Genomic DNA, 21,026 nt, shown 5'->3' with positions numbered 1-21,026 from the left:
GAGGTGCTTAAGATGAACGACAAAGACCAGAACGACAGCCAGGAAATCGGCCCAGCAGGCGAAAAACTGCAAAAGGTGCTGGCGCGTATCGGCGTGGGCTCGCGCCGCGACGTCGAAGCCTGGATCACCCAGAAGCGCATCAAGGTCAACGGCGTTGAGGCGACCCTCGGCCAGCGCGTCGATTTGCACGATGCAATCACCATTGATGGCAAGGTCATCAAGCGTGAAGAGGCCGCCGAATCGGTGCGCCGTGTGATCATGTACAACAAGCCCGACGGCGAGATCTGCACCCGTGACGACCCGGAAGGCCGTCCGACCGTGTTCGACAAGATGCCCAAGCCCAAGGAAGGCCGCTGGATCAACATCGGCCGCCTGGACATCAACACCACCGGCTTGCTGATGTTCACCACCGACGGTGAGCTGGCCAACCGCCTGATGCACCCGTCCTACGAGATGGACCGTGAATACGCGGTGCGCGTACGTGGCGAAGTCGACGATGAGATGATCGAACGCCTCAAGGCGGGCGTGGTGCTCGAAGACGGCCCGGCCAAATTCACCGACATCAAGCAGGCCCCCGGTGGCGAAGGTTTCAACCACTGGTACCACTGCGTGGTGATGGAAGGCCGCAACCGTGAAGTGCGCCGCCTGTGGGAATCCCAGGGCCTGGTGGTCAGCCGCCTGAAGCGCGTGCGTTTCGGCCCGGTGTTCCTCAACTCGGACCTGCCGATGGGCCGCTGGCGCGAAATGAGCCAGTACGAAGTCGACATCCTCAGCGCTGAAGTCGGCCTGACGCCGGTCGCCATGCCGCAGATGAACGCCAAGAGCAAAGACAAGCTTGAGCGCATGCAGCGCAAATCGTCGCGCCCAGTGCCCCGCACCGAGCGTGTGGCACGCACCCTGCGCCCTGCGCTGGATGCGCCGGCGACCGGCGGACGTATTTCCCGTCAACCGCAGATCGAAGGTGAGCGTCGTCCTGCCGCGCCATCGCGCCAGGAAGGCGAGCGTGCACCGCGCGCCCCGCGCCCTGCCCGTGGCGAAGCGCCAAGCGGCGGTCGCAGCAACCGTGGTGAAGCGGACCGCCCGGCCGACAGCGCCAGCACCAAGCGCCCGGCCAAGCCGGCGGTGAACAAGCGTCCCGGCCCGAAACTGGTCGCCGACGAGCCATCGGGCAAGCGCCGTGGCGCCCCGGCCGGTTCCGGTCAGCGTCCTGGGTTTGGTCGCAAGAAGCCGCAGTGATGTAAGTGCTGCATAAAAAAAACGCCAACCTTCGGCGGACTGTGTGAAAACGCAGTCTGCCGCTACTTAAAAGCCAATGCCCCGACTTGTCGGGGCATTGGCTTTTCTGAAATCTGAAAAATAATGGGCCTCTCAGCCCATCAACGCCATCAGCTTTTGTGCTCCGAGCACCTTGATCGCCCTTTTCAGGTTGTAGGCTTGTACCGCCAGTGCCATTTCGGCTCTGGCGCCTTTCAGCTGTCGTAGCAAGAACCGGCCATTGCCAAATAGCCATTGCTTGAGATTACCGAAGGGGTGTTCGACGATAGATCGTCGGCTAGCCATCATCTCGGGATGGGCCCGCATTCGCTGCTCCATCCGTTCAAAAGCGGCTTCATGAGCATGGCGCGTGAGGTAGCGGCGGCTCGTTTTGGTACAGCGGCTTTTTAACGGACAAACGCCACAATCGGCGATAGTCGCCTGATAAATCCGATTGTCTTTGCTCATCTGCTTAAGTGTTAGCCATTTACCGCCAGGGCATTGATAAGCGTCGCGTTGTTCCTCGTATTTGAAGTCCGTGCGATCAAAAAAAACAGTACCGTCACCTTGATTGTTGACCGAGCGATTAGGCGGTACGAAGGCCATGATGCCGACATCTTCACAGGCTTGAAACTGTTCGCCATTGGAGTAGCCGGCATCGGCCGTGACGCTTAATTGCGATTGATTCAGCTCGGTTTTAGCAGCTTTTGCCATTGGCTCAAGCTGCTGCCGATCAGCGCCATCCTGAGTTACCTCATGGTGCAGAATCAGACAATGTTCAGCGTCCACGGCGCTTTGGATGTTGTACGCCACGAACTTGCCAGAAGGCGTGCGCATTTTTTGCGCATCGGACTCGCCCACAATGCCACTGTGAGAGCTGCGTCATCCTGAAGTTCTGCTAAAACGCAAACGTGCCATCAAACACCGGCTTGTCATCCAGCGCCAACACGCCGCTGGCGAAGATCAGGTCCAGGTGGTGGCTGCCTTTCTGCCCGCCGCCCAGTCCCAGATGCAACCCGCAGTGGCGCTCCTCGAAGCCCGCATTGCGCGCATACAAATCCTTCACCCCTTCGTTGGTGCCGATCCCCAGTTCCTCGACACGACGATTGGACGGGTTGGCATTCAGGTACTTGTTGAAGTCATCCGCCAGCCCCGGCACCTCGCTGGCCACGCTGCAGATAGTCGAGTTCTCGATCCACAGCTCCAGCGGAGACTCCAGCACGCCGTACTTGCGCGCAAACGGGATGGTGCTCAGAAAGGTGCCGACAAAGCGCACCTGGCCATTGATGGCTTCACTGTGGGTGGCGATCTCGCCGGGGGCGAGGTCGTGGTTGCCGACCCCGTTGATATTGGTCCACTTCTTGATGCTGCTCATCGGCGCCTCAATGCGTGAACCGTGCTTGTCGGTAAAGCTCAGCACGTTGGCCTGGCTCATGCGCCGGATCAGCGTGGCGTTAAGGTCGGCAATGCGCTGTGGCGCGACGCTGAACGTGTCGTAGAAATAGTCGCCATAGTCCTTGAACAGCAGGGATTTCTTCCAATGCTCCGCCATCACGCCCTGCAAGGCGCGGATGAAGTCCGGGCCTTCGGCGCGTGGGTTGGGCAGGGTCGAGGAATCATAGAGAAACAGGTACAGGTCGCAGGCTTCGATGGACTGGGCCAGGGCGTCGCTGGCAGCCAGGTCCAGGCGCTGCACCTGGAAGTTGAAACGGGCGTTGCTGCCGTGGGTGATGGCCTGGGCGATGGCGTCGTAGCGCTCGGTATGGCCCAGCAACACGGTAGGGCGGCTCAGGCCTTCAAGGGCCGGGTGGTGAGCGAGGTAATAGAGAAAGTGTTCGACGGCGCGGGCCTTGTCCATGACGTGTGTCCTTCTGTGCCTTGGGTAAGGGGGCAGGTGCCGTGCACGGCACCTGCCGAATGCCTGCCGGGTATTAGAACGGCCACATCGCGGTGCCGAATGGCACAACGGCGTCGGCTTGCATCATTTCAACGGCGGCCTCATGGGTCGGCGCTTCAAACCAATCGTCAAGTTGCAGTTCAGTTTCCAGGTCTTTTTCCAGTGCTTGCATGGTGTATCTCCTAGAGGACGTTGTTTGAGAACGCTTGCCAACGGGCTTCGCTGGCAAGTGGAATGAACCTAGGAGAGAGTGTTTCAAAATGCAAAATATTTATTGACACGGTTTCATTTGGATTTTTTCTTCGGTTTTTTTCGGAAAAAGGTTTATGCAGAAAAAACAGGCAATTGGCTGAACCGATTCTTCGGAAATTCCCAAACCGACAATTTTTCGTAAACTACCCAAAAACCTCGCTGTAACGCAGGCTTTCCGGGTTGTAACGATAGATTTACGCTTATGCCCGGTCCTTCAGCCGTGTGCCTGGGCTGTAAGGATTGGCTGACAGATTGTCGCGCGCACCTTCCTGGGGCGTGCCGAAGCGGGCGAGCGGTGTACAATGCCCCGCGTTTTACTGTGACCGCCTCGCGTATACCACGCACAAGGCCAAGAACCGGGGTTTACCCACCCCGATCACTCCGTCCGGCCACGAGCCTGGCGGGTTCGATTTCGTCACAGATAAAAACAAACAGGTGACGCATGACCGTTAGAACGACGCTGTACTCCTGGTGCCTGCGCTGGGGTTTGAGCGGCGCTGCTTGAGGCGGTACTTCAAGGCAGCAACCTGCATTCAACATCATCAAACCTTGCGTGAGAGCCTATCCATGAGTGAACCCCATTCCCCGTCAGGCGAGCTGAAACGCGGCCTGAAAAATCGCCATATCCAGTTAATCGCCCTCGGTGGCGCCATCGGCACCGGGCTGTTCCTGGGCTCGGCCGGCGTGCTCAAGTCCGCCGGCCCGTCGATGATCCTGGGTTATGCCATCTGCGGCTTCATCGCCTTCATGATCATGCGCCAGCTCGGCGAGATGATCGTCGAGGAGCCGGTGGCCGGCTCCTTCAGTCACTTTGCCCACACCTACTGGGGCGGTTTCGCCGGCTTCCTGTCGGGCTGGAACTGCTGGATTCTGTACATTCTGGTGGGCATGTCGGAGCTGACGGCCGTTGGCAAGTACGTGCACTACTGGTGGCCGGAAATCCCGACCTGGGTCTCGGCGGCGGCGTTCTTCGTGCTGATCAACCTGATCAACCTGGCCAACGTCAAAGTCTTTGGTGAGGCCGAGTTCTGGTTCGCGATCATCAAGGTGGTGGCGATTGTCGGCATGATCGCTCTGGGCAGCTACCTGCTGGTCAGCGGCAGCGGCGGCCCGCAGGCCTCGGTGAGCAACCTGTGGGAGCACGGCGGTTTCTTCCCCCATGGCGTGGGCGGGTTGGTGATGGCCATGGCGATCATCATGTTCTCCTTCGGTGGCCTGGAAATGCTCGGCTTTACCGCCGCCGAAGCCGACCAGCCGCGCACCGTGATCCCCAAGGCGATCAACCAGGTGATTTACCGCATTCTGATTTTCTACATCGGTGCGCTGGTGGTGCTGTTGTCGCTGACACCCTGGGACAGCCTGCTGGCCACCCTCAACGCGTCCGGCGACCCCTACAGCGGCAGCCCGTTCGTGCAGGTGTTCTCGATGCTGGGCAGCAACACGGCGGCGCACATCCTCAACTTCGTGGTGCTGACCGCGGCATTGTCGGTGTACAACAGCGGCACCTACTGCAACAGCCGCATGCTGCTGGGCATGGCCGAACAGGGCGATGCCCCCAAGGCCCTGGCGAAGATCGACAAGCGCGGCGTGCCGGTGCGCGCGATCCTCGCTTCGGCGGCGGTCACCCTGGTGGCGGTGCTGATGAACTACTTCATCCCGCAACACGCCCTGGAGTTGCTGATGTCGCTGGTGGTGGCCACGTTGGTGATCAACTGGGCGATGATTAGCTACTCCCACATCAAATTCCGCCAGCATATGGACCGTACCGGCCAGGTGCCTTTGTTCAAGGCGCTGTGGTATCCGTATGGCAATTACATCTGCCTGGCGTTTGTGGTGTTTATCCTGGTGATCATGCTGATGATTCCGGGGATTCAGGTGTCGGTGTATGCGATTCCGGTGTGGGTGGCCTTCATGGGCCTGTGCTATGGCATCAAGAACAAGCGGGCGGCGCGGGAGCGACGAATGGCGGCAGTTTCGGTTGTAAAGTGAAATAGCTGGTCTTGGAAAAACCCGACGCTAAGTCGGGTTTTTTATAAGGCTTTTGGTTTTGAGAGGGCTTCGAACTCATCCATCAGCAAGTGAATTTCGGTGCTTGGGTTTCTGTCGCCGCTCTTCATGGCGTCCGCCAGGCTTCTCGGTGAGTGCTTTCGCGCGCTTTCGAATTTCTCGCCTGCAAGCATCTTAAAATAGCCTTTCAGGCCTGATTTGGCGTAATCAGCCATTCCTGGTTTGTCTCTCAGATCTGCGCCGACCTGATCGCCTGCAGAGTACTTTCCTGACCGCGAATAGGGTTTCCGGGTGTAGCCAAAGTGCAGCAGTAGCCAATATTCAAAGCAGGGGTAAGAGGCGATGACAGTTATCTTGTCGTGTGCTTTTGACAGCCGTATAGCCTCATCAAAGGACTCATGCGTGTCACGGTCGATGGCACAAAAGACCTTGTCGAACTTGCGCTGACGTTCAATGGCGTACTCCACAATTCCCTTTGGATGGGTGACGCCACAGTGCATGATTTCTATCTCTGCGTGGGATCGAAAGTGCATGGCTGCATCTTCCAGATAAACCTTGCTGGACTGCAAGTCCTCACAGATGACCAACACAGTGGGTTGCTGTTGAAACCTGGGCTCTCTTCTCCTGAAAGAGTCAGCTGTACGAGCCATTATTAGCTCCTGCTCAAGATCGGCAAACCGCGATAGCGACCTTCGTAATAACGCTTTTCAATATCTTCACTGCCTCTTCCTTGAAAGTCGTGTATGGAAAATACTTGGGTTGCGCCATTTGCGTCGCGCTCGGTAAGCCAGAATTGGTCTCGTCGCAGAAGTTTAGTGTTCATGAGGTGCGTGTCGTGGGTGGTGAATATTAATTGAGACTTTTTATCTGCGACCAAGTGATTTTCAACTAATAGTTCTACAATTTTCGGATGGATACTGCTGTCGAGTTCATCAACGACAACTACTTTTTCACTACTTTTTGCATGAAGGTGAAGCCATGGAATCCAGAAGCCCATTAGGTTTTGGGTGCCTCCGGACTCCTCGGTGAAGTCGAACTCCGCGTCGCCTAGTGCTGTGGTGTGCGTGAGCTTTGTTTTCGCTTCGCTTTCTACTAGCTTTACATAGTCGTTGATTTTAGACGCTGGCCCTATTTCGGATTTAAATTTTTCACTCTCTTCGAAACGTATCCCTGTAATGGGTACATCTAGGTGCTGAAGAAAGTCTTGTAACGCACTTTTTGTCACCGGACTATGCATCATCATTGAACGAGATGCTATCGACCAAGTGGTTATACCATTTTGGCCAATACACATGTTTGAGTTTTTAAGCCACTCATAAGGTGACTTCAGTTGTTGTAAGTCTTCGCTGCTGTTAAGTACCGCCTGCGCCAAGAATAAAGAGTTAGGCGGGGTTAGCCTTCTCCATGCTTCATGAACGATGGTGCCTCCTTCAAGCAATGCCCCAAACGTATAGTTCTCAACGGTCTCGGAACTAAGTTTTCTTGAGTAAAGTAGATGTTCTTTTCCTTTAGGGAAAAAGAAAAGTGTTTCTTCAAATATGCGTTCGGCTGTCGTTTTTAATATGAATTGAAAGCGAGTGCCTTCATGAATGAAGTTCATTTCAAATTCGCTGGGTTTGTCTACAAGCTCTCGATCAAAGCGGAATGGATCAGCGGGGATTAAATGGCTGTCACCTGGCTTTTTATGTAACAGATCGGATATTAAGTTAATGGCCTTTACAAGATTCGATTTGCCCGACGCGTTTGGCCCATAAATAGCGGCCACTTTCAGAAGCTTTGGAAAATCCTCTCCAGCCACCTCTGGATCAAAAACATTTTGTTTCTTCCCCAAACGAGGCGAAGCGACCATCGACAGGGTCTGCTTCTCCCGAAAGGAACGAAAATTACTGACAGAAAATTCGATTAACATGCAGAAAGCCCGCAGTTGAGGATGCTTGTAGGTGCTAAATATAGCTAATATTGAAAGTAGCTGCATATTTTCTGCACTTCGCCATATTTCACGTGATAATCCGTAGGCTGCTACGATCCCGCGCGCTACAGAGTTGAACGGGTTTCGCGTCAACGATGCCAAACTGTTCGGTAGGGGCGCGGTCTGTAGAGCCCAGGCTCCGATTCCGTAAGCTACCTGACCTATCCGTTTTCCTAAGGTTTCCAAGTAATGCTGGTGATTTCCAACACCGTCCACCTCCCCGACGCCGAGATCGAGCTGACTGCAATTCGCGCCCAGGGCGCGGGTGGGCAGAACGTCAACAAGGTGTCGAGTGCGGTGCACCTGCGCTTTGATATTCCGGCGTCGTCGTTGCCGGAATTCTACAAGGAGCGCCTGCTGGCGCTGCGCGACAGTCGGATTACCAGTGACGGCGTGCTGGTGCTCAAGGCCCAGCAATACCGGACCCAGGAACAGAACCGGGCCGATGCGCTGGAGCGTCTCGTGGAGTTGATCCAGAGCGCCACCAAGGTCGAGAAGAAGCGCCGGCCCACCAAGCCCACGCTGGGTTCGAAAAAGCGTCGGCTGGAGTCCAAGACCAAGCGCGGCAGCATCAAGGCCGGGCGCGGCAAGGTCGACTTCTAGGCGTTGCGCGCTTCGCGGGCCTTGGGTGCCTGGCGGTACAGGTACAGGCACAGCAGCATGCCACCCAGGGCGGCAAGCGCGGCGAACAGGAAGATCGAGGCAAAACCGAACCCCGCCGCCACGGCTCCTGCCAACGGGCCGGTAATGCCCAGCGACAAGTCGATAAACAGCGAGTAGGCCCCCACCGCAGAGCCACGGCTGGAGGCTGGCACCAGGTTGACCGCTTCCACGCCCAACGCCGGAAACACCAGGGAAAATCCGAAGCCGCTCAACGCCGCGCCGGCCAGTGCCCATTGCGCGTCCGGCGCCAGCCATAACAGCAGCAGGCCAAGAATTTCCACCGACAGGCACGCAATCGCCACGCGAAAACCGCCAATGCGGTTGATCAGGTTGCCGAACAACAGCCGCGCGCCGATGAAGCTGGCACCGAACAGGCTCAGGGCCCACACCGCGTTATCCCAATGCTGGGTGGTGTAGTACAAGGTGATAAAGGTGGCGATGGTGCCAAAGCCGATAGAGCCCAACGCCAGCGCGCAGCCGTGTGGGAAAACCCGGCCCAGTACATTCATGAACGGCAGGCGCACACCGGCCACAATCGGCACTGCCTCCTTGCGCCAGCCCAGCGCCACGCCCAACGCCCCCAGCAAAATGATGCTGACACCCATGCTCCACAGCCCGAGCTGGCTGACCAATACCACACCCAACGGCGCGCCGATGGCCAGTGCACCGTAGCTGGCGATGCCGTTCCACGAGATGACTTTGGCGGTGTTCGCCGCACCCACACGGCCGATGCCCCAGCCGATGGCGCCCGAGCCGACCAGGCTCTCGGCGCTGCCCAGCACCAGCCGGCCGATAAACAGGCTGGCCAGGCTGAGCGCCGGAAAGCTCGCAAGCCACGCCGCGAGCAGCATGAACACACCGCTCAAGCCACAACCGGCCATGCCGATCAGCACCGCGCGCTTGCAGCCCAGGGTGTCGATCATGCGTCCGGCGTAGGGTCGGCTCAGCAGGGTAGCCAGGTATTGCACACTGATCACCAGCCCTGCGATGACCGCGCCATAACCCAGCTCGCTGTGGACATAGCCCGGCAGCACGGCCAGGGGGATGCCGATGTTCAGGTAGCCGATAAAGGTGAACAGCACGATGGAAACAACTTGCAGCGTGACCGCCATGGGGCGCTGGGTATCTGGCATGGGAAAGGGTCCACTGTCGCAGCAGGTAAAGATAGGCTGCTAATGATACCGATGCTTGCGCCTGTGCAGGGTGGCAAAAAGAAAAAATCGGGGATCAGGGTTTGGCAGGGGCCAGCAGTTGCGTGGTGACCAGGGCGGCGAGTGCGTTTTCCTGGGTGCCGAAGCGCTTGAGCAATAGCGCTTGCTTGTTTTCGCTGAGGCGGTTCCACACCTCGACCATCTGCAAGGCAGTGTCGAGTACGGCGGCGTCGGGGGTGGTAGTGGGGGATTGATCGGTCATGGCGGGTATCTCATGGTTCAGGCAGTGTGGAAAGCGCTCACATTGCGCTTTCCACACGGTCTGGTACGGCGTCAGTCCTGGCTTTCGCTGGCCACTGGTTGTGCTTGTTTGGCTTCAGGCTGCTTCTCGCTGGCCTGTTGCGGGGTTGGCTGCTCAGTTTCGTGCAGGCTTGGGAAGGGGAGATTAGGTATCTCGTGCATCGTCGTCGCTCCTTGCAAAGTCTGTTTGTTCAATCGCAGGTAATTGCGCGCGCTCAAAAAGCCTTGGCAGGATACAGCACTGTAAATGACAAACAGACTATTAAATCGCTGCGCCGCTAGAAGGGCACCTTGCCCAGAATCATGTCGCGGTACATCACAAAATCCCCCAGCAAGCTGTAGAACGGATGCTGAAAGGTTGCCGGACGGTTCTTTTCGAAGAAGAAGTGGCCAACCCAGGCAAAGCCGTAGCCGGCAATCGGCACGGCGATCAGCAGGGCCAATGAGCCTCTGCCAATGGCATACGCCAGAATCCCGATCACCAGCGTGGTGCCGATAAAGTGCAGGCGGCGGCAGGTGCTGTTGCCATGTTCACGCAGGTAGTACGGGTAGAATTCGGCAAAACTGGTGAATTTCCTGACATTTTCCAAGATCGACGGCCCTTTGATTGTTGTATCGCCCAACAGATGTTCGGCGGGGAGCTTAATTGAGTCTAGAGTGATCAGTGGTAACAGCCAGTGACAATAGATGCCACTTTAGTATCCTTGGCTTCCTGGCTGCCGTTCAAGCCAGCCTAATTAAGAAGACGCCATGAGCGAACGAACAACTTCTGCAAGCTGGGCGATGGGGATAGTCAAGGCATTGGAAATGGACGGCCTGGATTGCCGTGCCTTGTTCAGGCAACTGGGCCTGGACTACGCCGCGCTCAGCGACCCCGATGCACGTTTCCCGCAGGATTCGATGACGCGTCTGTGGCAGCGTGCGGTGGAGTTGTCGGGCAACCCGGCGATTGGACTGAACATGGGCAAGGTGGTGCGCCCGGCGTCGTTTCATGTGGCCGGGTATGCGCTGATGTCCAGCAACACCCTGGCCGAAGGCTTCATGCGCCTGGTGCGTTACCAGCGCATCATTGCCGAAAGCGCTGACTTGAGTTTCAGGCTTTTACCCGAAGGTTATGCGCTGATTTTGACCGTGCATGGCGACCACCTCCCTCCCACCCGGCAAAGCGCCGAAGCGTCACTGGCCAGTGCCTTGGCGCTGTGCGGCTGGTTGACCGGGCGCACTCTGCAACCGCGCAAGGTGTTGTTGCAGGGCGCGCAGCCGACGGATCTTGCGCCCTACAGGCAAGCGTTCCACGCCCCCCTGGAGTTCGATGCGCCCTATGACGCGCTGATCTTTGAACGCGCCGACATGGACGCGCCGCTGCCCACGGCCAACGAGGCCATGGCGCTGCTGCACGACCGCTTTGCCGGTGAGTACCTGGCGCGATTCTCCGAAAGCCGCGTGACCCACAAGGCACGCCAGGTGCTGTGTCGCCTGCTGCCCCAGGGCGAACCCAAGCGTGAAGTGGTGGCCCAGACCCTGCACCTCTCACAGCGCACCTTGCAACGTCGCTTGCAGGAGGAGGGCACCAGTTTCCAGGCGCTGCTCGACGACACCCGTCGCGAACTGGCCGAGCAGTACCTGGCGCAGCCGAGCATGACTCTGCTGGAAATCGCCTACCTGCTGGGCTTTGCCGACCCGAGCAACTTCTTCCGCGCATTTCGTCGCTGGTTCGATGCCACGCCCGGCGAGTACCGGGCGCGGCTGCTGCAGACGTCGGCCGTCAATGACGCCAGAACGCCGGAATGCATAGAACAAAGACCGTAATGATTTCCAGCCGGCCCAGCAGCATCCCCAGCGACAGGATCCACTTGGCCGCATCCGGCAGGCTGGAAAAATTGCCGGCCGGCCCGATGGTTTCGCCAAGGCCTGGGCCTACTCCAGACACGGTACTGGCGGCGCCGGTCAGCGCGGTCATCCAGTCCAGGCCCAGCAACGACAAGGCCAGGGCGATGGCGCAGATGGTAATGGCGAAGAAAAACGAAAAGGTCAGGATCGACCGCACGATTTCTTCGTCGAGGCGATGGCCGTTGTACTTCTGCTTGATCACCGCGCGCGGGTGAATCAACTGGTTCAAGTTGGCCTTGAGCAGGATATAGGCGACCTGGAAGCGGAAAATCTTGATCCCGCCGGCGGTCGAGCCCGAGCAGCCGCCGATAAAGCCCAGGTAGAAAAACAGCATCAGTGAGAAGTTGCCCCACAGGCTGTAGTCGCCCAGGGCGAAGCCGGTGGTGGTCACCACCGAGGTGACGTTCAACGCCACATGGCGCAGCGCCTCCAGCCAATGCAGGTGGGTGGTCCACCAGTACCAGGTGCCGAGCACCAGCCAGGTCACCACCAGCAAACCGAGCAGGCCCTGTACCTGCTGATCCCTGAGCAGTGCCCGGCGGTTGCCGCGCAAGGTGGCCACATACAGGGTGAACGGCAAGCTGCCGAGGATCATCACTACCACCGCCACCCAGTGCACGGCCGGTTGTTTCCAGTGCGCAAGGGACTCGTCGGAGGTGGAAAAGCCACCGGTGGAAATCGCCGACATTGCATGATTGATCGCATCGAACAGGCCCATCCCGGCCCACCAGAACGCCAGGCTGCCGAGGATGGTGATGCCGACGTAGGCCGCCACGATCAGGCGCGCCACCATGTGCGAGCGCGGCATGACCTTTTCCGAGCGGTCCGAGGACTCGGTCTGGAACAGGCGCATGCCACCAATGCGCAGCAGCGGCAGGATCGCCACCGCCATGCCGATAAAGCCAATACCCCCCAGCCAGTGCAGCATCGAGCGCCATATCAGGATGCCTGGCGACATGCTGTCCAGCCCGCTCAATACCGTGGAACCGGTGGCGGTGATGCCGGACATGCTTTCGAAAAACGAGTCGGTGTAACTGATGTGCTGAGTCAGCAAAAACGGCAGCGCGGCGAATATGCACACCACCACCCAGCTTGTCACCGTAAGCAGGTACATGTCCCGCGGGCGCAGGTGCACATGCTCGGGGCGGCCCGGAATCACCAGGGCCAGGCCGGCGATAAAGGTGATCAGGCTGGCCCACAGGAACGAAGGCAGGTCGCCGGTGCGCTCGAATATCACCAGGGTCGCCATGGGGACGACCATGGCGATCGCGAGGGTGATCAGGAAGATGCCGATGATGAAACCGATGATGCGTAGTGTCGGCAACGCCATGAAGTCTGCTCGGGTGATCGCGGAAGGCGCCATTCTACCTGGGGTTCAGGGCATGTAAACCGACACATGTATAAAGCACATACGGCAGTGTGGTTGAGCAGCATGGGGACTTACGAATTCCATGAAGAGACCTGCCATGCCGTTTGAATCCTTAACCAGCACGCCGCTGATACGCCGACTGAATGCCCAGGACACGCCGTCACAGATGGCCTTGGTGCAGAAGCTGTCCACGCTCAATCTGCAGGTCATGGAGTTGTTGGCGCCACAGCCTGAGTTCGAGGCTTTTGTGCAGCATGCCTTTGATCAGCACTGTGGCGAGTTGGAGCCTAAGCCGAAGGTGCGCCAGGTGTACCTTGAATCTCGCGATGCTGCGTCAGCCCAGATACAGCCCCTGCCGCCGACGGTGATGGATGCGGTGGTGCAGCGCATCGTGACAGGCCAGGCATCCGCTCAAGCCAGTCGCAACGCGCAGTTCCGTCACGTGTCCGATGAAGGAGGCGCAATGCAGCCCATTGCCGGGTTGACCGCCAAGGCGTTTGACGAATTTGTCGACGACCTGGCCAGCGGTTTGGCGTCGCGGTATCAGGCTTTCATCCAGGCTTATTGGGATCAGTCACCGCTGGGCGCGACCGATACCGGCACGCGCAGGCAGCGTCTGCTGGCTTTGCGGATCGAACAGGCGCGTACCGAAGTGGCCTTGCTCAAAAACGACGGGCTGGTTAGCGCGGCAGGTGAGGCCTTGTTCGAGAGCGTCACACGCTTTCCCGACGCCCTGGCTCGTCAGGCGCTGAAGGGCTACAAACCGTGCGTCTTTGGGCTGGCGCTCAAGGGGGCAGAGGCTGCGAACCTTCCCCTTTACGGCGCGTTTGTGCTGACCGCCCGCGACCCGCAGGACGCCGAGGTCACCTGGGAAACCGACACGCCTGCCGCGGCGCAGGTGCGCGCGGTCCAGGCGACGAGCAACCTGGGCATCGTGCTGGTGTGCTGGCCTGACGAAGGTGTGGAGGCGTTTGACTCCCTGGCCAGCCTCGACCGCGAACTGCATCGACGCTTGAACCATCCCGTGGAGTTCACCCATCTGCTGCAATTGATGGCCGACAAAGACCAGTCCCTTGGCTTGGCTCTGCACCGCGAGGCCAAAGCCGATGAGCAAATCCGCTACCTGGAGTGGCTGGACTCGCCCTTCAGCCATTGCATGGAAGACCAGTGCCGCAAGCTCCAGGAAAATTTCATCGCGACCGTCGCCCGCTACCAGTCGCATGACCTGCAAGGGGACCGCTCAGGCCTGCCGCAGAGCCTGGACGACGTGACGGATCTGGAGCGTGCGTTCAATGGACGCATGGTGCCGGTGGCGCGTTTGAAAAAACGCGGGAAGGCCCAGCTCGAAACCTTTCTTGAAAGCGCGACCGATGCCGACAAGCTGGCCTGGCAAGCTGCCATGCGCGCCTACAGCGATGCGCTGGCAAACCTGCCCGAGACTGAAGGATTGCCTTCCTTTGCCCAGTTCAGTGATAAATCCAGGTTGCTGGCCTACAGCAAGGCGCAATTGCGTGAGCGTTTGCAGATGGACTACGCGATACAGGACGACCCCGACGCGATTCTGGTCCATATGCGAGCGCCGCAGGTCTCGTCGGTGCCTTTTGTGCCGGGTGCTCCCGCGGCGGCACCCCATGTGCAGGACGCGCCGCGCTACCAACAGCGTAAAAGCAGCCTCACCGAGTTGGCCCTCGAGAACGTGGGCGGGCTGGACTTTAATTTCACCCATTTCTCCCGGTTGACCGACAAGAGCGGCGCGCCCTATACCGCCCTGACCGTCGAACAGGTCAAGGAGTTGGTGCGCAGCGCCAATATCGGCAACCGTTATGATGTGTTTTTAAAGGACCGGCTGATCACCTCGCCCGAGGCCCTGGCGCAAAAAGGCCAATTCGCTCGCTGCCTGGCATTGCAGGTGCGGCTGGATGCGATTGAAGCGAAAATTGCCGGTGACTTTCTGCCCGACCGTCTGGAGCGCGGTTTCAACTGGGTGCGCGTGGTGCTTGACCAGCCTGTTGACAGCGATCAGCGCGAAACCGTCGAGGGACACCGCATCCTGGTGCAATGCTTGAAGCTGCGTGGGGAGCGGGTGCGTGGGGTGTGGCTGTTTCGCACGGCTTCTTCGAGTGTCGGTTCAACGGTGGTCTACGCCCCGCAAGCGCCCGCAGGCCGAGTTTTTCATGAGTTTCCCGATGCGCAGCTGTTCAGCGGTTTCACGTTCAACAGCTCGTGGCGCAACTACCTTGTGAGCCGCGTCGAGCGTGCGCAGCAGCGCCGTATTCGTTCGATTTTGCAAGGGCGCGGCGATTTTACGCTGGTGCACATGCCGAGGATTGCCAACCACTTCCTGGAGGAGGCCTATGAGGTGGAGGCGAATTTCGCGATCAACGATGCCGCAGCCCTGTCGACCACCACCGCGCAAACCGACATCGACACGGGCATTGCGGTGGCCACGGCGGCGTTCGACATCGCGTCCATGGTGTTGCCGATCAAGGTCATGGTACCCATTGGTCTGGCCAGAAGCCTGTTTTCGATATTCAACGCGGTGGATGCCGCCAGCCTGAGTGATCGCTCAGAGACGGCTCACTACCTGGTGCGCGCATTGGGCGAGTTCACTGGCGCGCTGGTGGACGGAGCAATGGGTGGGCTGGCCGGCGCTCGCGTCGCGACAACGGCATCTCGCGGTGTGAACCCGCTGATGGCGCTGCGCAACAAACCCGGTGAGGTGCAGGTTCTTGCGGGCTGGGAGGGCAAGGGGCTCTATTACAATACCTCCGGCGAGGCTGGCGCCCGGCAGTACTTCCTCAATGAGCAGAACCGCTGGTTCTCGCTCCTCGATGAAGGGGGTGAAAAGGCCTGGCGGGTCAAGGATGCGCGTAAACCTCATCGCTATCACCATGAACCGATCCGCCTCGACGCCACAGGGCACTGGGAAGTGGGGTCTCATCCCGGTACGGGATTGAGAGGGGGAGTGTCACCGACTCAACAGTTGATGGAACTCTATCCATTCCTCACCGAACACCAGGCCCGTCTGGTGTTTGACTCATTCAATTTTCCACGGGGACGCGAACTCGAATTTCAGCTGGATGTGGTTCAAACCCTGAGGGCGGGCGCCTCACTGGACGCTTTCAATCTGCATTTGCGTGTCACGCCGCAGCGTTTGTCCATGCGCCTGCGCGGCGGCGAGTTGCCCGGCGCGGCGCCGACCGCCATCGAACCGCAACCGGGCCCCAGCCGAGCAGCATCCAACCGTCCGCCTGTCGAGCGTTTCATTGACTGGGGGCAGGCCATTGATCCGGTCGAACGCCAGCTGCTTGACGGCGGCCTGGGCATTTATCGGCGTACCGGCGGGGCTGCGCGATGGGTCGGGACTGACTACATAGAAATTGATCAGCGTTATTACGCTGTGCTGCCTTCCGGCGCGCAGGCGCACTCCGAATACGTGTTCATGCGCGACCCTCACCAGTCACTGCACACCTACGATCAATTTGAATCATTGCTCAGGGCGGATCCGTATGACCAGCCACGCTTGGCCCGTTTTGCGCCAGACGACGGTCGCTGGATCAATACCTCCGAGCTGACCTTCCAAAAGACGCTGTCAGGGTCGGTGGGCGACGCTTTTCCGATGTTGACGGCCTCCAGCCAGGTTGACGTCGCCCGTGCCCTGTTCAATGTGCATAACCCGAATGGGCTGACCAACAAAGGAATGGTCGGCATGTGGGAAGCCTTGTTGGACTGGCGCGGTGTGCAAGGGTCTACACAGGCACGTTCAGCCGACCCGCACTTGATGCTCCCCACAACGCCAAGAATGGTCGATGGCAACTGGCGCCTGGACCGGCGCGCAGGGCAGTACACGCACCTGAGTCTGCGCACCGAACGTATCTGGGTTGCCTTGCAGCGTGTGGTGACCAACCGCGCCCATGGCGCCCTCAAGTTACTGATGACCGAAGTGCTCCGGCGTAATGGTTACCGCATCATCACCGGCTACAACGTGAGCGCTGAGCTGCTCTTCAGGCGTCCTGGTCGCGAGGCGGTGTACTGGTTACGGCTGCGTAGAGTAGTGGGCGACATTATCGACGGTCAGGGCAGCCCCGCATCACCTGTCGATTTGCTCATGACGGCCTTCGCCCGTGAGAAGGTAACGGCGGCCCGGGCGAGCAACAGCCTTGTGCCATTGGTGGGAGGCGTGCACATGCCTGTTGAAGGGGGAGCTGCATCTATTTTCATCATACGGGTGTAATGAGGCAGGCAAAAAAATGCCCCGAACCAATCGGGGCATTTCACCAGCCTTGCTGTTGATCAGAACTCGTGATCAGCGCTGTCCGGGTTCAGGTCGCTGATACCCAGCTTGCCGGCAGCGGCTTCGATCGAACCGGTCTGCTTGACCAGCGCCGCAATGGCGTCACGCACGATCTGGTTGCCCGCATCGTTACCGGCGGCGATCAGTTGGTCGTAGTGCTCACCTTTGCCTGCGTGGTCAACCATGACCTGGATCTTCGCTTCGGTCGCGGCCAGGTCGGCCTTGAGTGCTGCGTCGGCAGCCGGGTCGGCCTTGGCCACCAGGGATGACAGGCTGGCGCCGGTCATTTTGGTGCCGTCGACGCGGGTGTACTCGCCCAGGTAGACGTTGCGGATGCCCTTGGCGTCGTAGAAGTGCGAATTGTGAGTGTTGTCGCTGAAGCAATCCTGTTCGTCTTCCGGCGAGTTGGCTTCCAGGGACACCTTCATGCGTTCACCGGCCAGTTCACCCAGGGACAGGCTGCCCATGCCGAACAGCATTTTACGCAGGCCGTCGGTGGCAGGTTCCGACTCCAGGGTGGCGCGGTAATTGTCTTCGACGTTGGGCTTCCAGTTGCCGACCATTTCCTCGAGGTCGCTGACCAGCAATTGAGTCACCGAACGCAGGTAGGTGCGACGGCGCTCGTTGTGGCCGCCGGTGGCTCCGTCGCCGGTCAGGTAGTCCGAAGCGGGGCGGTTGCCGGCGCCCGGGCCGGTGCCGTTGAGGTCCTGGCCCCACAGCAGGAATTCGATGGCGTGGTAACCCGTGGCGACGTTGGCCTCGGAGCCGCCCAGCTCATTGAGGCTGGCGAGTTTTTCCGGGGTGATGTCTTTGACGTCGACCTTGTCTTCGCCGACCTGGATCTCATTGTTGGCGATGATGTTGGCGGTAGCGCCCGGGTTGCCCAGGGCGTGCTCGTAGGATTTGTCGGTGTAGTCGATCAGGCCTTCGTCCAGGGGCCAGGCGTTCACCTGACCTTCCCAGTCGTCGATGATGGTGTTGCCGAAGCGGAACACTTCACTCTGCAGGTAAGGCACGCGCGCGGCGACCCAGGCGGTGCGCGCGGCTTTGAGGGTTTCATCGTTCGGATTGGCGAGGAACGTGTCGACGGCGGTCTGCAGGGTTTTTGCGGTGGACTCGGCATCGCTGTACACCGCGAACACCATGTCAGCGTAATGCGCGACCACAGCCTTGGCGGCCGCCTCGTCAACGTTGCCTGCCTGAGCGGCAGCCGCTGGAGCGGTGGTGCTGGCAGCCGGGGTCGGCGCCTGGGGTGCTGCAGCCTTGTCTTTACCTTCGCCGCAACCGGCGAGAGAAATGGCAATGGCCAGCAGACTGGCGGTGGCCAGGGGCATACGGATCATGGCGAACATCCTGCTTCGAGTGTTGATAGGGCGCGCGGGAGCGCGCAAAAACTGCGACATAATGCGAAAGATTTGCATTTTGTGTAAAGGGTTATACGCGGGAAATATCAAGTATCGCCGGGTCGGTTTAAAGAATCGTGGCGTGATCGCGCTCCGATTGCTTCAGATAAGCCACCAGCTCCCGTGCCGGCAGCGGCTTGCTGTAGTGGTAGCCCTGACCTTCATGGCAACCCTCGCAAATGATATAGGCCTCCTGCTCGGCGGTCTCCACACCTTCGGCGATCACCTGCATGCCCAGGCTTTTGCCCAGTTGGATAATGGCGCGCACGATGGTGGCGTCGTCATCATCGTCCAGCAGGTCCTGCACGAAACTCTTGTCGATCTTGATCTTGTCCAGCGGCAGGCTCTTGAGGTAACTCAAGGATGAATAGCCGGTGCCGAAGTCATCGATGGCGATCAGTGCGCCGGAGCGGCGCAAGCTCAGCAGGTGCTGGGCGGCAGTGCTGATGTCTTCCATCAGGCCGGTTTCGGTCACTTCCAGCTCAAGGCTGCCCGGCGGCAGACGATAGACCTGCATCAGGTTGTTGACCACCCGCGGCAGCTCGCTGTGATGCAACTGCACGGTGGACAGGTTGACTGCCATGCGCAGCGCGGTGAAACCGAGGTCGTGCCATTCGCGCAATTGCCGGCACGCCTGATCCAGCACCCACTCGCCAATCGCAATAATGGTGCCGTTCTGTTCCGCCAGCGGGATAAACAGGTCCGGCGGCACCATGCCGTGTTCCGGGTGCTGCCAGCGGATCAGCGCTTCAACGCCGACCACACCGTGGTCGCGGTAGCTGATCTGCGGTTGATAGACCAGGTGAAACTGCTCGCGGCCCAGGGCCTCGCGCAGGTCCTTTTCCAGCTCACGGCGGCGGCGAATTTCGCTGTCGACGCTGGCGATATAGAACTGATAGCGGTTGCGCGAGCGGCTCTTGGCCAGGGTCATGGTTTGTTCGGCTTTCTGCAGCAGCTTCTCGGTGCTGTCCCCGTCTTCCGGGAACAGGGTGATGCCGATGGTGGCACGCAGGCGGATGTGTTCGTGCTCGAGGGCGAATTCCGCTTCCAGATCATCAAGGATGCTTTGCGCCAGTTCGGCGGCTTCGTAGGGTTGCTCGATATCGGCCTGCACCAGCGCAAACTGGTCACCGCCCAGGCGCGCCAGGGTGCCAAGCCGACCGCTGTGGGCACGCAGGCGGTCGGCCAGGGCCAGCAGCAAGCGGTCGCCGGTCTGGTAGGTGAACTGCTCGTTGACACTTTTGAAGTCATCCAGCCCCACGCACAGCACGGCCACGCAGCGCTGCCGACGACCGGCGTCGATCAGGATCCTGTCCAGTTGCTCCTGCAGCTTCTGGCGGTTGGGCAGGCCGGTGAGAAAGTCGTACTGGGCCATGCGCAGCAGGCTGGACTCGGCTTCGTGGCGCAGGTGGGTATTGCGCTCGATGGATTCGAGCAACTGATTGGCGGTGGTGATCCACAAGCCCAGTTCGTTGCGTTCATGGCCTTTGAGTTGCGGGATCTTGTGTTCGCTGGGCCGGTCGGGGTTGATCGAGGTCAGGTGCTCGATGATCCGTGACAGCGGGCGGGTCAGCATCCAGTGATACACCAGGTACAGCACCAGCCCCATGGCCAGCGCACGCAACACGCCGGAAATAAAGATGATCACCGAGCTGACCAGAAACCCCTCGCCATAGGTGGCGGTGTCGAGGGTGATACTCAGGTCACCGTAATACTCGCTGTAGGGGCCTTTGCCGACCAGTGACGTGGTGAATGAGCGTTCCTGACCCAGAATCAGGTCGGTCAACCAGCGGCTGGCGGATTGCTCCAGGGGGCGGCTTTTTTCCGCGAGCATGGTCTCGTTGGGGTGGCCGATGGAGGCCGTGCGCACCGCTTCGTCCTGAAACAGTCCTTCGATCACCTGCATACCCATCTCGCGGTCCAGGCTATAAACGGCCTGGGTGGAGGGGTCGCGAAACATGTCGAGGATACGTTGGGCATCGCCGGCGACGGCCTGGCGCGTCTTGTAAGCATCGAAAACGATCTGCGCCACGCTCAGTGCCACGCCCACGATCAACGCTGACAGCAGCACAACCCGTAGCAACTTCACCGACAAGCTGTTTTTGAGTTCCAGCTTCAAAGGGGCATTCCTTGTCTCATGCGGGTGGCCTTCAATATGCCATGAGTATTGGCAATCCACGCATGGCAGTCAAAGGAACATTCGGGCCGGGGCAATCGGAAGCGGCTTAAGGAGGGACGGTGGGAAGAGGGCGGATGACATCCGCCGCTCTCTGATACTGCGCTTGGGCGTGAGGCGAGCGCTTGAAGATCAGCTTTATTACGAGTTGTAGGTAACCTGCATGGAATTGGCCTTGTGTGTGTCTTCGCCGATTTTGCCCTGCCCCTGATCTTGACCTTGCAGTTGCTGATCCATCATCTTGCTCATCATGTCCATGCCTTTTTCCAGTATCGGCTTGACTGCTGACACAGCCGCCATACCCATCGATATAGGATCCATTGCGAACTCTCCTGCGTGAAATGAGAGAGTTATTTCTCTCACTGCCTGCGTGGCAAATTGTCACCGCCTGGTTCCATGCG

General features: G+C 59.3%; 17 protein-coding genes and 1 pseudogene. 5 read left to right on the top strand and 13 right to left on the bottom strand.

Annotated elements, in window-relative coordinates; genetic code table 11:
* The first annotated feature begins 12 nt into the window (after nt 1-12).
* Nucleotides 13-1,236, top strand: a complete 1,224-nt coding sequence (gene rluB / locus TU79_RS05895; protein ID WP_057007145.1) for a 23S rRNA pseudouridine(2605) synthase RluB — start codon at nt 13-15, stop codon at nt 1,234-1,236.
* Nucleotides 1,237-1,368: 132 nt separating this feature from the next.
* On the opposite strand, the pseudogene TU79_RS05890 reads toward rluB, so the two are convergent.
* The 3 genes and pseudogenes from TU79_RS05890 to TU79_RS26250 form a co-directional block, all read right to left on the bottom strand.
* Nucleotides 1,369-2,109: pseudogene (locus tag TU79_RS05890) on the bottom strand (transposase); the annotation flags it as partial.
* 43 nt (nt 2,110-2,152) lie between these two features.
* On the bottom strand, nt 2,153-3,112 hold the full coding sequence (locus TU79_RS05885; RefSeq protein ID WP_057007144.1) for a CgnE/CgnB domain-containing protein: 960 nt from the start codon (nt 3,110-3,112) through the stop codon (nt 2,153-2,155).
* Nucleotides 3,113-3,185: 73 nt separating this feature from the next.
* The gene (locus TU79_RS26250; protein WP_003237751.1) at nt 3,186-3,323 is read right to left on the bottom strand and encodes a hypothetical protein; all 138 of its coding nucleotides are present in this window, start codon (nt 3,321-3,323) and stop codon (nt 3,186-3,188) included.
* A 647-nt stretch (nt 3,324-3,970) separates the two neighbouring features.
* On the opposite strand from TU79_RS26250, the gene TU79_RS05875 reads away from it, so the two are divergent.
* Nucleotides 3,971-5,392: an amino acid permease gene (locus tag TU79_RS05875; protein WP_057007143.1), complete on the top strand. Its 1,422-nt coding sequence runs from the start codon at nt 3,971-3,973 to the stop codon at nt 5,390-5,392.
* Nucleotides 5,393-5,433: 41 nt separating this feature from the next.
* On the opposite strand, the gene TU79_RS05870 is transcribed toward TU79_RS05875, so the two are convergent.
* Nucleotides 5,434-6,060, bottom strand: a complete 627-nt coding sequence (locus TU79_RS05870; RefSeq protein ID WP_057007142.1) for an RloB family protein — start codon at nt 6,058-6,060, stop codon at nt 5,434-5,436.
* A 2-nt stretch (nt 6,061-6,062) separates the two neighbouring features.
* Nucleotides 6,063-7,319, bottom strand: coding sequence for an AAA family ATPase (locus TU79_RS05865; RefSeq protein WP_057007360.1), 1,257 nt, complete (start codon nt 7,317-7,319; stop codon nt 6,063-6,065).
* 249 nt (nt 7,320-7,568) lie between these two features.
* Between TU79_RS05865 and arfB the strand changes: the two genes are divergently transcribed.
* Complete coding sequence (arfB, locus tag TU79_RS05860; RefSeq protein ID WP_057007141.1) at nt 7,569-7,982, top strand: alternative ribosome rescue aminoacyl-tRNA hydrolase ArfB; 414 nt, start codon at nt 7,569-7,571, stop codon at nt 7,980-7,982.
* Here arfB and TU79_RS05855 read toward each other — a convergent pair.
* From TU79_RS05855 to TU79_RS05845, 4 genes are all read right to left on the bottom strand, one after another.
* On the bottom strand, nt 7,979-9,175 hold the full coding sequence (locus TU79_RS05855; protein WP_057007140.1) for an MFS transporter: 1,197 nt from the start codon (nt 9,173-9,175) through the stop codon (nt 7,979-7,981). The genes arfB and TU79_RS05855 overlap by 4 nt on opposite strands.
* A 94-nt stretch (nt 9,176-9,269) precedes the next feature.
* Nucleotides 9,270-9,455 carry a hypothetical protein gene (locus TU79_RS05850; protein WP_057007139.1) on the bottom strand — a complete coding sequence of 62 codons (186 nt, stop codon included), beginning with the start codon at nt 9,453-9,455 and terminating at the stop codon, nt 9,270-9,272.
* Between the two features lie 71 nt (nt 9,456-9,526).
* Entirely contained in the window at nt 9,527-9,655 is a 129-nt protein-coding gene (locus TU79_RS26710) for a hypothetical protein (protein ID WP_269457977.1), read from the bottom strand.
* A 116-nt stretch (nt 9,656-9,771) separates the two neighbouring features.
* A complete protein-coding gene (locus TU79_RS05845) occupies nt 9,772-10,083 on the bottom strand; it encodes an Mpo1-like protein (protein ID WP_057007359.1) in 312 nt (103 codons plus the stop codon).
* Nucleotides 10,084-10,243: 160 nt separating this feature from the next.
* On the opposite strand from TU79_RS05845, the gene TU79_RS05840 reads away from it, so the two are divergent.
* Entirely contained in the window at nt 10,244-11,302 is a 1,059-nt protein-coding gene (locus TU79_RS05840) for an AraC family transcriptional regulator (RefSeq protein WP_057007138.1), read from the top strand.
* On the opposite strand, the gene TU79_RS05835 is transcribed toward TU79_RS05840, so the two are convergent.
* Nucleotides 11,259-12,713, bottom strand: coding sequence for a TrkH family potassium uptake protein (locus TU79_RS05835; protein ID WP_057007137.1), 1,455 nt, complete (start codon nt 12,711-12,713; stop codon nt 11,259-11,261). The two genes, TU79_RS05840 and TU79_RS05835, sit on opposite strands and share 44 nt — an antisense overlap.
* Nucleotides 12,714-12,849: 136 nt before the next feature.
* Between TU79_RS05835 and TU79_RS05830 the strand changes: the two genes are divergently transcribed.
* Nucleotides 12,850-16,986 carry a hypothetical protein gene (locus tag TU79_RS05830; protein WP_057007136.1) on the top strand — a complete coding sequence of 1,379 codons (4,137 nt, stop codon included), beginning with the start codon at nt 12,850-12,852 and terminating at the stop codon, nt 16,984-16,986.
* A gap of 59 nt (nt 16,987-17,045) precedes the next feature.
* Here TU79_RS05830 and TU79_RS05825 read toward each other — a convergent pair whose 3' ends face one another.
* The 3 genes from TU79_RS05825 to TU79_RS05815 all read right to left on the bottom strand — a co-directional run bounded on the left by TU79_RS05825 (nt 17,046) and on the right by TU79_RS05815 (nt 20,946).
* A complete protein-coding gene (locus TU79_RS05825; protein ID WP_057007135.1) occupies nt 17,046-18,389 on the bottom strand; it encodes an imelysin family protein in 1,344 nt (447 codons plus the stop codon).
* Between the two features lie 127 nt (nt 18,390-18,516).
* Nucleotides 18,517-20,568 (bottom strand): putative bifunctional diguanylate cyclase/phosphodiesterase, encoded by a 2,052-nt coding sequence (locus tag TU79_RS05820; protein WP_057007134.1) that lies wholly within the window; start codon nt 20,566-20,568, stop codon nt 18,517-18,519.
* Between the two features lie 198 nt (nt 20,569-20,766).
* On the bottom strand, nt 20,767-20,946 hold the full coding sequence (locus tag TU79_RS05815) for a hypothetical protein (RefSeq protein ID WP_057007133.1): 180 nt from the start codon (nt 20,944-20,946) through the stop codon (nt 20,767-20,769).
* Nucleotides 20,947-21,026 lie beyond the last annotated feature (80 nt).

This window comes from Pseudomonas trivialis, assembly GCF_001439805.1.
GTDB classification, from domain to species: domain Bacteria; phylum Pseudomonadota; class Gammaproteobacteria; order Pseudomonadales; family Pseudomonadaceae; genus Aquipseudomonas; species Aquipseudomonas trivialis.
This window is presented reverse-complemented; position numbering and strand designations above follow the sequence as displayed.